This is a genomic window from Flavobacterium aquariorum (assembly GCF_003254745.1).
Classification (GTDB): Bacteria; Bacteroidota; Bacteroidia; order Flavobacteriales; family Flavobacteriaceae; genus Flavobacterium; species Flavobacterium aquariorum.
The window spans coordinates 14,662-28,410 of record NZ_QKXH01000009.1; the positions used below are offsets into that span (position 1 = coordinate 14,662).

Genomic DNA, 13,749 nt, shown 5'->3' on the forward strand with positions numbered 1-13,749 from the left:
ATGAAAGTTCAATCGTTTATTTGTTTAATCGTTTAGATGAAAAGCAAATATAAGGATTGAGCGGTTAAACAAAATAATAAATAAAACAAAACAACAATGGCATCTACATCAGATATTAAAAACGGATTGTGCATCAAATACAACAATGATATTTATAAAATCATTGAATTTTTACATGTGAAACCAGGAAAAGGACCTGCATTTGTAAGAACAAAATTAAGAAGTTTAACCAATGGAAAAGTATTGGATAATACTTTCTCTGCTGGACATAAAATAGATGAAGTAAGAGTTGAAAACCACAAATTTCAGTTTTTATACCCAGAAGGGGATTTGTTTCATTTTATGAATGTTGAAACGTTCGAACAAATTTCATTAAATAAAAACATCTTGGATTCACCAGATTTATTGAAAGAAGGAGAAAGTGTAATGGTAAGTATCAATACTGAAACTGATTTACCTCTTTCTGTTGATATGCCGGCATCTGTTGTTCTTGAAGTTACTTACGCAGAACCGGGCGTTAAAGGAAATACAGCTACAAATGCGACAAAATCTGCTACTGTTGAAACTGGTGCAACCGTAAACGTTCCTTTATTCATTAATGAAGGTGACAAAATTAAAATTGATACTACTTCTGGTTCTTATATGGAACGTGTAAAAGAGTAATTTTTAATTAGATAATCTGTCAATGTGTCAATTAGATAATTGAAATAGTATTTCCAATTGACACATTTTCTAAATTGACAAATTCACTAATTGACAAATTTCCTAATTATAAAATATGAAATTTCCAAAAGTTTATTCTCTACAAGATATTGCAAATTTACTTCAATGCGAATTTGTCGGCGATGCTTTGTTTCCAGTTTATGGCATGAATGAAATTCACGTTGTAGAATCTGGGGATATCGTTTTTGTAGATCACCCAAAATATTACGATAAAGCTTTACAATCAGCAGCTACAATTGTTTTAATCAACAAAAAAGTGGATTGCCCAGAAGGAAAAGCTTTGTTGATTTCAGATGATCCTTTTAGAGATTTTAATGTACTTACAAAACACTTTATGCCTTTTGTACAGGCAAATGTTTCTATTTCCGCTTCCGCAAAAATCGGAAAAGGAACTATGATTCAGCCAAATTCTTTCATTGGAAATAACGTCGTTATTGGAGAAAATTGTTTGATACATGCTAATGTTGCCATTTATGACCATACAATAATTGGGAATAATGTTATTATCCATTCCGGTACTGTTCTAGGAGCCGATGCTTTTTATTATAAAAAAAGACCCGATGGCTTTGACCAATTAATTTCGGGAGGCAGAGTTGTAGTAAAAGACAATGTTGGCATTGGGGCACTTTGTACGATTGACAAAGGAGTAACCGGTGATACCACTATTGGAGAAGGTACCAAAATTGACAATCAGGTGCACGTTGGTCACGATACCGTAATTGGAAAAAAATGTTTAATCGCTTCCCAAACAGGTATTGCAGGTTGTGTAATTATAGAAGATGAAGTTACCATTTGGGGGCAGGTGGGAACAACAAGTGGCATCACTATTGGAGCAAATGCAGTAATACTTGGACAAACAGGTGTTACAAAATCAGTAGATGGAGGTAAAAGTTATTTTGGTACTCCAATTGAAGAATCAAGAGAAAAATTGAAGCAATTAGCAAATATTAAAAAAATACCCGAAATTTTAAAAAAACTAAAATAATATGTCTGCTAAAGAAATTGTAAAAAGTTTTTATAAATCAGATGCCTTCATTAGCCCCGAGATAATGAAAGAGTATTTGCATCCCGACTGTATTTTGGATTGGAATAGCAGCAAAGGATTTATTCAAAGGAATTATGAAGAAATATTAAGCATGACTAATGAAATAAGTAGGGCTTATGTTCGTACCAAAGCTAGAATTAGTCATATTGTCGAAGAAGGCAATATGGTTTCTGTTCGCTTTGATCATTATGCAAAAACAATAGAAAACCCAAGGGAAGAAATGTTTTTGGCTCATATGATGGTTATATGGGAAATAAAAGACAATAAATTATACAGAGGATATCAAATGAGTCAAGTGATGTAATTATTTTTATTTTAAAAAAAGTATAAAATAATTACAAAAGACTTACTTTTGCGTCACAATTTTAAAAACTACATAAAAAATATATCATGAGTGTTTTAGTTAATAAAGATTCAAAAATAATTGTTCAGGGATTTACGGGCAGCGAAGGAACATTCCATGCTTCTCAAATGATTGAATACGGTACAAATGTTGTTGGTGGTGTTACACCTGGAAAAGGGGGAACTACACATTTGGACCTTCCGGTTTTTAACACAGTAAAAGATGCTGTTGAGCAAGCGGGAGCCGATACAACTATTATTTTTGTACCACCTGCTTTTGCAGCAGATGCAATTATGGAAGCTGCGGATGCTGGAATAAAAGTAATCATCGCTATTACTGAAGGAATTCCAGTTGCAGATATGATTAAAGCAAATAGCTATGTTAAAGAAAGAAATGCAAGATTAATTGGTCCAAACTGTCCAGGTGTTATTACTCCAGGAGAAGCTAAAGTTGGTATTATGCCAGGTTTTGTTTTCAAAAAGGGAACTGTTGGTATTGTATCAAAATCAGGAACTTTAACTTATGAAGCTGCTGACCAAGTTGTAAAGCAAGGATTAGGAATTACCACTGCTATCGGTATTGGTGGAGATCCAATTATTGGAACAACCACTAAAGAAGCTGTAGAATTATTGATGAACGATCCAGAAACAGAATGTATCGTAATGATTGGTGAAATTGGTGGTCAATTAGAAGCTGATGCTGCTAAATGGATTAAAGCTGACGGTAACCGTAAACCAGTTGTAGGTTTCATCGCAGGAGTTACAGCTCCAGCAGGACGTACCATGGGACATGCAGGTGCAATTGTTGGTGGTTCTGACGATACAGCTGAAGCTAAAAAACAGATTATGAGAGAAAACGGAATTCACGTTGTTGACTCTCCAGCCGAAATCGGAAAGAAAGTAAAAGAAGTACTTGGATAATCTCCAATTATTTAAATAATAAATTCCATAAAAGTCTCAATATTTTGTTGAGACTTTTTTACATTTTTAAAATGTCTGGAATATAAATAAAAACTTAGCAACTCAGATTCTTAGAATCTTAGTTACTTAAAAAAATAAAAATATGTACAAAGAATTAGAAAAGTTTACAGTAAAAGGGAATTTTACGTTTACACAGGAAGATAATTTAGAAGCTGTTTGTAACGCTTCAGAAGCAGGAAGCGGTGTTTTTGTTGTTTATGCTGACAAAGAATTAATTATGGTTGGTTCTACAGGAACAGTTCAGAATGACGGAACATTGAAAAGCAAAAATGGTGGTTTACACGATAAGATTGTAAATGGTCATCAATTTGCAAAAACAGGAAGAAAGTATTCTTGGCCTGCTCAAATGAAAAAAGAAAATATCGATACATTAGAAGTTTTTTGGTTTGAAACTTATAATGATACGGCAAAATCGATTCCAACTAGTGTTGAAGGACAAGTTTTGCAAAACTTCCTAGATGAAAATGGTAAATTGCCAAGATGGAATGTAGCTTTTTAAAACATTCTAGATTAAACAAAAAATGCTTTACAATTCTGTAAAGCATTTTTTGTTTGATTGCATTTAAAAAAACAAAACGTTTATTTTTCTTTAAAATCTACAGATAACGAATTAACACAATATCGCTGACCAGTTTTTGTTGGACCATCTTCAAAAACATGGCCAAGATGTCCACCACAATTGGCGCAAACAATTTCAGTTCGCTTCATACCGTGCGTATTATCGACAATATATTCTACTTTTCCAGGAATTGATTCATCAAATGATGGCCAGCCACAATGCGCGTCAAACTTAGAATTGCTTTCAAATAGGGGAGTCCCACAGCCTCCACAGCAATAAACTCCATTTTCAAAATGCAAATTGTATTTGCCTGTATGTGGATATTCTGTTCCTTTTTGGCGAAGAATTCTATAACGCTCACTGCCTAATTCTTCTTCCCATTCTTTTTCTGATTTTACAAAAGGATAATTCATATATGTGAAATTTATTTTTTAGTTGTGATATATCTTGTGCTTCGCCAGTTTGCTACCGCTCGGGTCGCCTTTTATTTATTGGCGTTTACTTATGCAAACTTGTTGTTAATGGCGTTTTCATGGCGCTTATTTTTCAATAAAATTAGTTATTTTTTCGATTACTTGATGATCCGCAAGTATCTTTCTGTGGCCTAACCTCTTGGTCAACATTAATTCTCCGTTTTTGAGATGCTGATGTATATGAATTCCTGCCTTTACAGGTACTTCAGGATCATTTTCATCGTGAATTACTAGTGTCGGAATTAAAGTTTTTTCAGCTGCTTTGTAGGCACTGTAATCGTCCATGATTCCACCGTATTTGTTTTCAAAACGCTTACACAATAACTTGCTTATTTCAGGTTTCAATCCTAATTTGGCAATAAAATCATCTGTGATATCCTGTACAATATCTCCACTACCAATAATTACGGCTTTTTTCACATTAAGTCCTTCTTTTATGGCATTCATAACTGTCATTCCGCCCAAAGAATGACCAATAGCGATTTCAAAAGGTCCGAATTGTTTGTCTATTTCGATAACTGAAGCAATAAAATCAACCATGATAGTAGAATTACCAGGAGATTTGCCATGTGCAGGCGCATCAAAACTAACAGTCGAATATCCTAATCTGATCATTTCATCAGCAATTTTACATAATTGGGTTCCTCTACCAGACCATCCATGAACTAATAGCACTTTTTTATTGCTTTTTCCATACTCATAGACATTTACTTTTCTATTTATGGAAGGAACGATAATCATTTGCTGGACGCTCTTTTGATCCATTTCAATTTCTCGTTTTGGAACTTTATGTTTTATTGGAGTCGTAAACAATTTAGATGCATAAATCGTAACCCACTTAGTAGACAAAAAAGCAATAAATTTACTCGATAGAATTATAATTTTTGGAATTTTCAAAGGCTTAGTATGATTTGTCGTGTTTTTTGTCATTTTGATAAAATTGTAAAATATCTATAAAAATTAATTTTTTTTAACTAAATTTAAAAAACATAAAATTACTATAAATTTAATGTTAATATAATTTAATTTCATACTATAAAAGTATTAAATTTTTAAATTTTGTAAGGAATTAAGATAGCTGGATACATCATCATTAAACAAAAATAAAAGGTAATTCATGGAAATATTTCACATTGGAGCAGAATGTTACCCGGTAGCAAAAGTGGGTGGTTTAGCCGATGTAATTGGATCACTGCCCAAATATCAAAACAGTGAAGAAAATAAGGTTCGTGTAGTTATTCCATGTTATCAAACAACATTTCGATCAGAAAATGATTTCGAATGTGTTCATTGGGGGAAATTAAAATTAGGTAACTTTAATTTTCCTTTTAGCGTATTGAAAGAAACGTCAAATAAATTAGGTTTTGAACTCTATTTAATAGAAATACCAGAGCTTTTTGACCGCCCCAATATTTATAATTACAGAGATGATATTGAACGTTTTTTATCATTTCAAATCGCAGCATTAGACTGGATTACAGGAAGGAGTTCTATTCCGGATATTATCCATTGTCACGATCATCATACGGGGTTAATCCCTTTTATGAAAAAATATTGCCCAAAATATGATAAACTAAAAAATATACCAACACTCATTACAATCCACAATGGATTGTATCAAGGAATATTTACATTTAACAAATTATATTATTTACCTGAATTTGATTTGATTAACATAAAAGAATTAGAATGGGGAAATTGTATCAATTCTTTGGCAACAGCAATAAAATGTGCGGATCAAGTCACAACTGTTTCACCAAGTTATCTCAATGAAATCAATCATTCGGATAATGGTCTTGAAACATTATTTCAAAGGGTTCGACATAAGTCAAAAGGTATTCTAAATGGAATTGACACCGATGTTTGGGATCCCGAAAAAGATCCAATGCTCGAAATAAATTATTCAGCAGAAACAATTGATGACGGAAAGCTAAAAAATAAAGAACAGTTGTGTACGGTTTTCAATATGAATCCGGCAAAACCGCTTTTCAGTTTTATTGGTAGATTATATAATGAAAAAGGAGCCGATTTACTGCCGAAGATTGTATCAACAGCGTTGACAATTTTTAAAGAAGAAATCAATATTTTAATTTTAGGGTATGGAGACGTTGAAATAGAAAATCAACTTAAGCAATTGCTTTCTATTTATAGTGGAAACTACAATGCCTACATTGGTTATAATGAAGAGTTGGCACACAAAACTTATGCCAGTTCCGATTTTATTTTAATACCATCACGAGTAGAACCATGCGGATTAAATCAGATGTATGCGTTGCGATATGGCACAATACCGATAGTAAGAAGAACTGGAGGTTTAAAAGACACCATTGTTGATTTTGAAGATAACGGAAATGGAATTTGCCATGATCAAGCTTCGGTAGAAGATGTTTGCGATTCCATGAAAAGAGCATTGGATTTGTATAAAAATAAAGAAAATATAAACCAAATAAGAATAAAAGGAATGACTATTGACCATTCTTGGAAGAATGTAAGCCAAGAATATATAGAATTATATAATTTAATTATTGCAAAGACATATGAAAGCTAAAAGAAAAAAAGTTATCGCTATTATTTTAGGAGGTGGTCAAGGCTCAAGACTATTCCCATTAACAGCCAAGAGATCTAAACCGGCAGTTCCGATTGGAGGAAAATATAGATTGGTTGACATCCCAATTTCAAATTGTATGAATTCTGATATTTATAAAATGTTTGTATTAACACAATTCAATTCAGCTTCTTTGAATGCCCATATTAAGAACACTTATAATTTTAGTATTTTCAGTCAGTCATTTGTGGATATTTTGGCTGCAGAGCAAACACCAGATAACCCGACTTGGTTTCAAGGAACTGCTGATGCCGTAAGACAATGTATGCCACACTTTTTAAACCATGAGTTTGATTATGCTTTAATTCTTTCGGGGGATCAGTTGTATCAAATGGATTTTAATGCAATGCTTGAGGCTCATATCGATGCTCAGGCAGATATTACTATTGCTACTTTGCCCGTAAATGACAAAGATGCTCCTGAATTTGGAATATTGAAAACAAATTCAGAAAGTTGTATTGATTGCTTTATTGAAAAGCCCGCCAAGGAATTATTACCCGATTGGCAATCAGAGGTAAGTGACGAAATGAAAAGCCAAGGAAAGCACTATTTGGCCTCAATGGGTATCTATATTTTCAACAGAAAGCTATTAATCGAATTAATGGCTAATCCCGACACAAAAGATTTTGGGAAAGAAATCATACCACAAGCCGTTGGGAATAAAAAATTATTGAGTTATCAGTATGAAGGTTATTGGACTGATATTGGTAATATTGACTCTTTTTTTGAAGCCAATATTGGTTTAACGGATGATGTTCCCCAATTCAATTTATTTGATAACGATAATAAAATTTATACCAGGCCTCGTTTATTATCACCTTCCAAGTTCCATAAGACAATGGTGGAACGATCATTAATTTCTGAGGGCTGTATTATTCACGCCAAAGCAATTACCAAATCTGTTATTGGGAACAGATCACGAATAGGAGAGGGAACCGTGATTCAACACTGTTATGTTATGGGTAATGATTTGTACCAAAACATCGATGATATTAATGAAGATAACAAAAACGGAATACCATTAATTGGGATTGGGGAAAGATGCTTTATCGACAATGCTATTGTGGATAAAAATTGTAGGATTGGAAACGATGTATATGTAAAAGGAGGCAAACACTTGGCTGATACCACAAATGATTTGTATTGTGTAAAAGAAGGGATCGTCGTGATTAGAAAAGGTGCGATAATTCCAAATAATTTTACGGTAAAATAATTTCAGCTTAGAAAATTCTTCTTAAATATTTATTACAAGTAACTCAATACACCAAATAGTCAGTACAATTTATTGCACTTTCGATTTGGTGTAATTAGTAATTACAAGTAATACTGTTTTTTAATTCAATTTTAATCTAAAAGAAAACTACTAATTAATGCAATTTGATTTATTATTCACAATAAACAAAGTTTAAGAAATCTAATTAATAGAATATCTGCATTTTTTAAAATTAGTTTCGATAAATATTCAATATTTACTAAATTACATGTTCAATTTAACTAAAACCATGCAAAATCAAACTCGTATAATTATAGAAAATATTTTACCACAACTGAACTGTGGCAGCTTTGCAATAAAAAGAATTGTTGGTCAAAAAATAGTTGTCAGCGCTGATGTTTTTTCAGATGGACATGATGTTATTCAGTCTTGTGTAAAATTCAAACACGAATCTGAAAAAAATTGGCAGGAAGTTCGTATGACACCGGGACAAAATGACGAATGGTTTGCTGAATTCCATGTTGAAAAGCAAGGAAAGTACACTTATTTTGTTGAAGGATGGGTGGATTACGCATTGAATTGGCAACACGGTACAGAGCGAAAAATTAATGACAATCAATATGTAAAATCTGAATTACTGGAAGGTGCAGAATATGTGCGAGCCATTATTAATAATGTTGATGCTTCCGAAAATGAATATCTCAATCGATTAATTCATTATTTCACAACAGAATCAGAATATGATAATGCTGTACGAGAAACAAAATCGGAAGAGCTAACTAAGATTTTAAAAAAATATCCAGTTCGTTTTTTAGAAAACAAATCAATGGATTTACAAGTATATGTAGATCGCAAAAAAGCACTATTCAGTACTTGGTATGAATTCTTCCCACGTTCGGCATCATCAGAAGAAGGAAAACATGGTACATTTAAAGATTGCGAAAAATTGCTCCCCAGAGTTGCCGAAATGGGATTTGACACACTTTATTTCCCACCAATTCATCCCATTGGCGAAGTGAATAGAAAAGGCAAAAACAATGCAACAAATGCCCAAGATGGGGATGTTGGATCCCCTTGGGGAATTGGTTCTCATCACGGTGGGCACAAATCTACCCATCCAGAATTAGGAACGATTGAAGATTTTAAAGAATTAGTAAAAAAAGCTCAAGAGTTAGGAATCGAAGTAGCCATGGATTATGCCTTGCAAGCTGCTCCCGATCATCCTTATGTAAAAGATTTTCCGCAATGGTTCAAATGGAGACCAGACGGAACGGTTCAATACGCAGAAAATCCTCCAAAAAAATACCAAGATATTCAACCTATTTATTTTGAAAGCTCCGACTGGAAAAATCTTTGGAAAGAACTTTTAGATGTTGCATTATTTTGGATTGAAGAATGTAATATCAAAATCTATAGAGTAGATAATCCTCACACAAAGCCCTTTTATTTCTGGGGTTGGTTAATTGCCGAGATCAAAAAGAAGCATCCCGATGTTTTGTTTTTAGCGGAAGCTTTTACACGTCCGAAAATCATGAACGAATTGGCAAAACAAGGTTTCAGCCAATCCTACACTTATTTTACATGGAGAAATTCCAAAAAAGAATTGACTGAATATGTAGAAGAATTAACTCAAACCGAACAAAAAGAGTTTTACAGACCTAATTTTTGGCCCAATACACCAGACATTAATCCTTTTGCTCTGCAAAATGGAAATGAATCCGTGCATTTGCAAAAATACTTTTTGGCAGCAACATTAAGTTCAAATGTTGGAATTTACGGTCCAGTTTTTGAATATATGATCAGTACTCCAATGGCTCCGGGAAAAGAAGAATATCTCGATTCCGAAAAATACCAATATTATAAATGGGACTGGACTATCCAAAACAAACTCACGACCTTAATTACGAGAATCAATGCCATTCGAAAAGAACAAATTTCGTTGCAGCAAACCAATAATATTGTTTTTTGTGAGACTAATAATGATCAAGTTATCGCTTATTATAAGTTTGATGATGATAAACAGAATGAAACACTAATGATTGTAAGTTTAGACGCATTTCATACTGGTAAAGCAATGGTTAAACTACCAATTGACAGAATTGGAAGCCAAAACCTTCAAATTACCGATTTGATTACCGGAAATTCTTATTCTTGGAACAATGAATGGAATTATGTAGAACTTCCTCCCGAATTGCCTTTTCATTTATTTAAAATTCAGAAATAATGGTTGATAAAATTAACGAAGCCGAATATAAAAACCCGCTCGTATTTCACACCGATTGGGAAAATGCTTTTGAAGATGAAAGTTTTATTAAAATTTTTGCCTCCGATATTTTAGAAAATTACATTATCAATAAAAGATGGTATGGTGGTAAAGCCAGTACCTTAAAGTATATTGAAGTTGTACATTCTTTTAAAATCACTTCAAATGACAATACTTATTACGGCGTTTTATTAGAAGTTAATTTTAAAGAAGCCTTTTATCAACATTATTTTATGCCATTGGCTTTCATGTCGGAAGAAGATTTAGACACCAATACCATTATTGCGCCAGTAGTCATGAATGAGCAAGAAGGCTATCTTGTTGATGCTTTGCATCAGGAGGATTTCAGAAAATTACTTTTTGAAAAAATCATCCATTCCAAAAAGGATGAAGCATCAAAAGTGACCTTTCACAAAGGAAAAAAAATGCATTCCAAAGAATATATTTCTTCTCATTTTATGGGAGTGGAACAAAGTAACACGTCGATCGTTTATAATGATAATTTGGTGCTGAAAATTTTCAGAAGAATTTATATCAGTATGAATCCGGATTATGAAATTAGCCGTTTCCTTACCGAAAGAATGAATTTTAAACATTCACCGGCTTATACAGGAAGTATAAGTATTGTTTCATCTGAAGGAAATATTACTCTCGGATTAATGCAAGAATTAGTCCCTAATCAAGGTGATGCCTGGAAATATATGCTCGAAGAAGTAGATCGAATTTTTGAAAATTTAAACACCAAAAAAATTTCCATAGGTAAACTTCCTGAAATAGAATTATTTAAGCGATTAAAATTAAATGACGTTCCCCACGAAATTATTGATTGGGCCGGATTAAGTGTTTTTCTAAAAATTCAGACTTTGGCTACCAGAACTGCCGAAATGCACATTGCGTTGGGCAGCGATATACATGAAACAGCATTTACACCACTTACTTATAATGGAGATTATTCCGTATGGTTAAAAAACAGATTGACATATCAGTTTCAAAATCGTTTGAATATTTTAGAGAACAATTTACATAAATTGGATGGCTTAGAATTAGAGTTAGCCAATAAATTTTTGGATCATAAAAAAGAAATTCGAAAAGTTTTTCTTGACTTTGACTGGACCCAAATGAAATCAGAGCGCATTCGAATTCACGGGGATTACCATTTGGGTCAAGTTTTAGTAAATGGTGATGATTTTTATATCCTTGATTTTGAAGGAGAACCTGAAAGCACTATTCGGGATCGAAAAGTAAAACAACCACCGCTAAAAGATGTTGCAGGTATGTTTCGTTCCTTTCACTACGCAATTTATGCTACTATTTTTAACAGCAATGATAAATATCCGTACAAACAAGATGAGCTTTTCCAGGCAAGTGAAATTTTATACAAATATTTTGTAGGGGTCTTTCTTAACACCTATACAGAAGTTGCTCAAGCCGGTAATCTAAATATTGGATATCAAAAAGAAATAGACTTTTTATTGCGTTATTGTCTTTTGGAAAAAGCTATCTATGAATTGGGTTATGAATTAAATTCAAGACCTCGATGGTCCGTAATTCCTTTGAGGGGAATTGCCAGTATAATGAATTTTTAATAGAAATAAGTTGATTTCAATTTCAACAAAAAAATAAAAACACAAAAATGAACAAAGTACAAACCTATTCGCTTTTTACAGATTTTGACATTGATTTATTCAAGGCAGGTAAACATTACAGACTTTACGAAAAATTAGGCGCGCATCTTATCGAAGTTGATGGAGTAAAAGGAGTTTATTTTGCTGTATGGGCACCAACGGCAAGAACGGTTTCTGTTATTGGAGATTTCAATTACTGGATTCAGGGAGAGCATGCACTACAAGTACGCTGGGATTCATCTGGAATTTGGGAAGGTTTCATTCCTGGAATAGAACAAGGAACTACTTATAAATATAAAATCCAATCCAATAATGGAGGAATAATTACTGAAAAAGCCGATCCATTTGCTTTTTATTGCGAAAAACCACCACATACAGCATCTGTTATTTGGGGGCTTGATTACAAATGGAAAGACAAAAAATGGATGCAGACCCGCAAAGAGCATAATGATTTGAATAAACCCTATTCGGTTTACGAAGTTCATTTAGGTTCATGGAAAAGACATGGGGACGAAAATCGATTCTTGACTTATTTGGAATTTGCCGAAGAATTGGTAAAATATGTGAAAGAAACAGGATTTACGCATGTAGAGTTTATGCCAGTAATGGAATATCCATATGATCCATCCTGGGGTTATCAATTAGTGGGTTATTTTGCACCAACCTCCCGTTTTGGAGAACCTCAGGATTTTATGGTTCTTGTCGATAAATTGCATCAAGCAGGTATTGGTGTAATTCTGGATTGGGTTCCATCTCATTTTCCGGATGATGCGCATGGTTTGGGCTTTTTTGATGGTTCTAATTTATTTGAACATCCTGATCGTAGAAAAGGATATCATCCCGATTGGAAAAGTTTAGTCTTTAATTATGGACGAAATGAAATTCGCTCTTTTTTAATCAGTAATGCATTGTTTTGGTTACAACATTATCACATTGACGGACTCAGAGTAGATGCTGTGGCTTCAATGTTGTATTTGGATTATTCAAGAAAAGATGGCGAATGGGAACCTAATATTTATGGCGGAAGAGAAAACTTGGATACCATTAGCTTTTTAAAAGATTTTAATGAAGCCGTTTATGGAAATTATGAAGGAGTTCAAACCATTGCCGAAGAAAGTACTTCCTTTCCGATGGTTTCCAGACCCACATTTGTTGGAGGTTTAGGATTTGGAATGAAATGGATGATGGGTTGGATGCATGATACTTTAGAATATTTTCAAAAAGAAACCGTGTACAGAAAATACCATCAAAATGATTTGACATTTTCTATGACATATACCTATACTGAGAATTTCATGCTGCCACTGTCTCACGACGAAGTAGTTTATGGAAAAAAATCTATTCTAGGAAGAATGCCTGGCGATGAATGGCAAAAATTTGCAAATTTACGTCTACTGTATGGTTACATGTTTACACACCCGGGTACCAAATTATTATTTATGGGAGCAGAATTTGGTCAAAGCAGTGAATGGAATTTTGAGAATAGTTTAGATTGGCATCTGTTGCAATATCCATTTCATAATGGTATAAAATTAGTTATTACAAAGCTTAACGAATTGTATAAAAAAGAGCCTGCTTTGTATGAAAAACAGTTTAGCCCAGAAGGTTTTGAATGGATTAATTATTCAGATCATGAAAATGCGGTAATGTCATTTATTAGAAAAGGAAATAATCCCGAAGACGATTTAATAGTTGTTCTAAATTTTACCCAAGTAGTGCGTGAGAATTACCGAATAGGTATACACAAAAAAGGAAAACTTACAGAACTATTCAACAGTGATGATTCTGATTTTGGCGGAAGTGGGGTAAAAAACACAAAAAAAATAAGTATTGAAACCAATCCTTATGATGGTAAAGAATATTCTACCGCTTTATTGCTTCCTCCACTTAGTGTATTGATTTTTAAAATATCCTAGATTT

General features: G+C 33.2%; 12 protein-coding genes. 10 read left to right on the top strand and 2 right to left on the bottom strand.

The window, feature by feature from the left end:
• Nucleotides 1-96: 96 nt before the first annotated feature.
• From efp to DOS84_RS14175, 5 genes are all read left to right on the top strand, one after another.
• The gene (gene efp / locus DOS84_RS14155; protein WP_111410776.1) at nucleotides 97-663 is read left to right on the top strand and encodes an elongation factor P; all 567 of its coding nucleotides are present in this window, start codon (nucleotides 97-99) and stop codon (nucleotides 661-663) included.
• Nucleotides 664-778: 115 nt separating this feature from the next.
• Nucleotides 779-1,708 carry a UDP-3-O-(3-hydroxymyristoyl)glucosamine N-acyltransferase gene (locus DOS84_RS14160; RefSeq protein ID WP_111410777.1) on the top strand — a complete coding sequence of 310 codons (930 nt, stop codon included), beginning with the start codon at nucleotides 779-781 and terminating at the stop codon, nucleotides 1,706-1,708.
• 1 nt (nucleotide 1,709) lies between these two features.
• Nucleotides 1,710-2,072: a nuclear transport factor 2 family protein gene (locus DOS84_RS14165; protein ID WP_111410778.1), complete on the top strand. Its 363-nt coding sequence runs from the start codon at nucleotides 1,710-1,712 to the stop codon at nucleotides 2,070-2,072.
• Nucleotides 2,073-2,158: 86 nt separating this feature from the next.
• Nucleotides 2,159-3,031: a succinate--CoA ligase subunit alpha gene (gene sucD, locus DOS84_RS14170; RefSeq protein ID WP_077376539.1), complete on the top strand. Its 873-nt coding sequence runs from the start codon at nucleotides 2,159-2,161 to the stop codon at nucleotides 3,029-3,031.
• Between the two features lie 142 nt (nucleotides 3,032-3,173).
• Complete coding sequence (locus DOS84_RS14175; RefSeq protein ID WP_111410779.1) at nucleotides 3,174-3,590, top strand: hypothetical protein; 417 nt, start codon at nucleotides 3,174-3,176, stop codon at nucleotides 3,588-3,590.
• Nucleotides 3,591-3,670: 80 nt separating this feature from the next.
• Here the strand turns inward: DOS84_RS14175 and msrB are convergent, their stop codons facing one another.
• Together msrB and DOS84_RS14185 are read right to left on the bottom strand one after the other, a co-directional pair.
• On the bottom strand, nucleotides 3,671-4,063 hold the full coding sequence (gene msrB, locus DOS84_RS14180) for a peptide-methionine (R)-S-oxide reductase MsrB (protein WP_111410780.1): 393 nt from the start codon (nucleotides 4,061-4,063) through the stop codon (nucleotides 3,671-3,673).
• Between the two features lie 126 nt (nucleotides 4,064-4,189).
• Complete coding sequence (locus DOS84_RS14185) at nucleotides 4,190-5,053, bottom strand: alpha/beta fold hydrolase (RefSeq protein ID WP_111410781.1); 864 nt, start codon at nucleotides 5,051-5,053, stop codon at nucleotides 4,190-4,192.
• Nucleotides 5,054-5,240: 187 nt separating this feature from the next.
• Here DOS84_RS14185 and DOS84_RS14190 point away from each other — a divergent pair, with 187 nt between their 5' ends.
• From DOS84_RS14190 to glgB, 5 genes are all read left to right on the top strand, one after another.
• Complete coding sequence (locus DOS84_RS14190) at nucleotides 5,241-6,671, top strand: glycogen synthase (protein ID WP_111410782.1); 1,431 nt, start codon at nucleotides 5,241-5,243, stop codon at nucleotides 6,669-6,671.
• Nucleotides 6,661-7,941 carry a glucose-1-phosphate adenylyltransferase gene (locus DOS84_RS14195; RefSeq protein ID WP_111410783.1) on the top strand — a complete coding sequence of 427 codons (1,281 nt, stop codon included), beginning with the start codon at nucleotides 6,661-6,663 and terminating at the stop codon, nucleotides 7,939-7,941. Before DOS84_RS14190 ends, DOS84_RS14195 begins: the two co-directional genes overlap by 11 nt.
• Before the next feature lie 289 nt (nucleotides 7,942-8,230).
• The gene (locus DOS84_RS14200; protein WP_111410909.1) at nucleotides 8,231-10,165 is read left to right on the top strand and encodes an alpha-1,4-glucan--maltose-1-phosphate maltosyltransferase; all 1,935 of its coding nucleotides are present in this window, start codon (nucleotides 8,231-8,233) and stop codon (nucleotides 10,163-10,165) included.
• The gene (locus tag DOS84_RS14205; RefSeq protein WP_111410784.1) at nucleotides 10,165-11,790 is read left to right on the top strand and encodes a maltokinase N-terminal cap-like domain-containing protein; all 1,626 of its coding nucleotides are present in this window, start codon (nucleotides 10,165-10,167) and stop codon (nucleotides 11,788-11,790) included. The genes DOS84_RS14200 and DOS84_RS14205 overlap by 1 nt, the downstream gene beginning before the upstream one ends.
• 47 nt (nucleotides 11,791-11,837) lie before the next feature.
• Complete coding sequence (glgB, locus tag DOS84_RS14210; RefSeq protein WP_111410785.1) at nucleotides 11,838-13,745, top strand: 1,4-alpha-glucan branching protein GlgB; 1,908 nt, start codon at nucleotides 11,838-11,840, stop codon at nucleotides 13,743-13,745.
• Nucleotides 13,746-13,749: the final 4 nt, after the last annotated feature.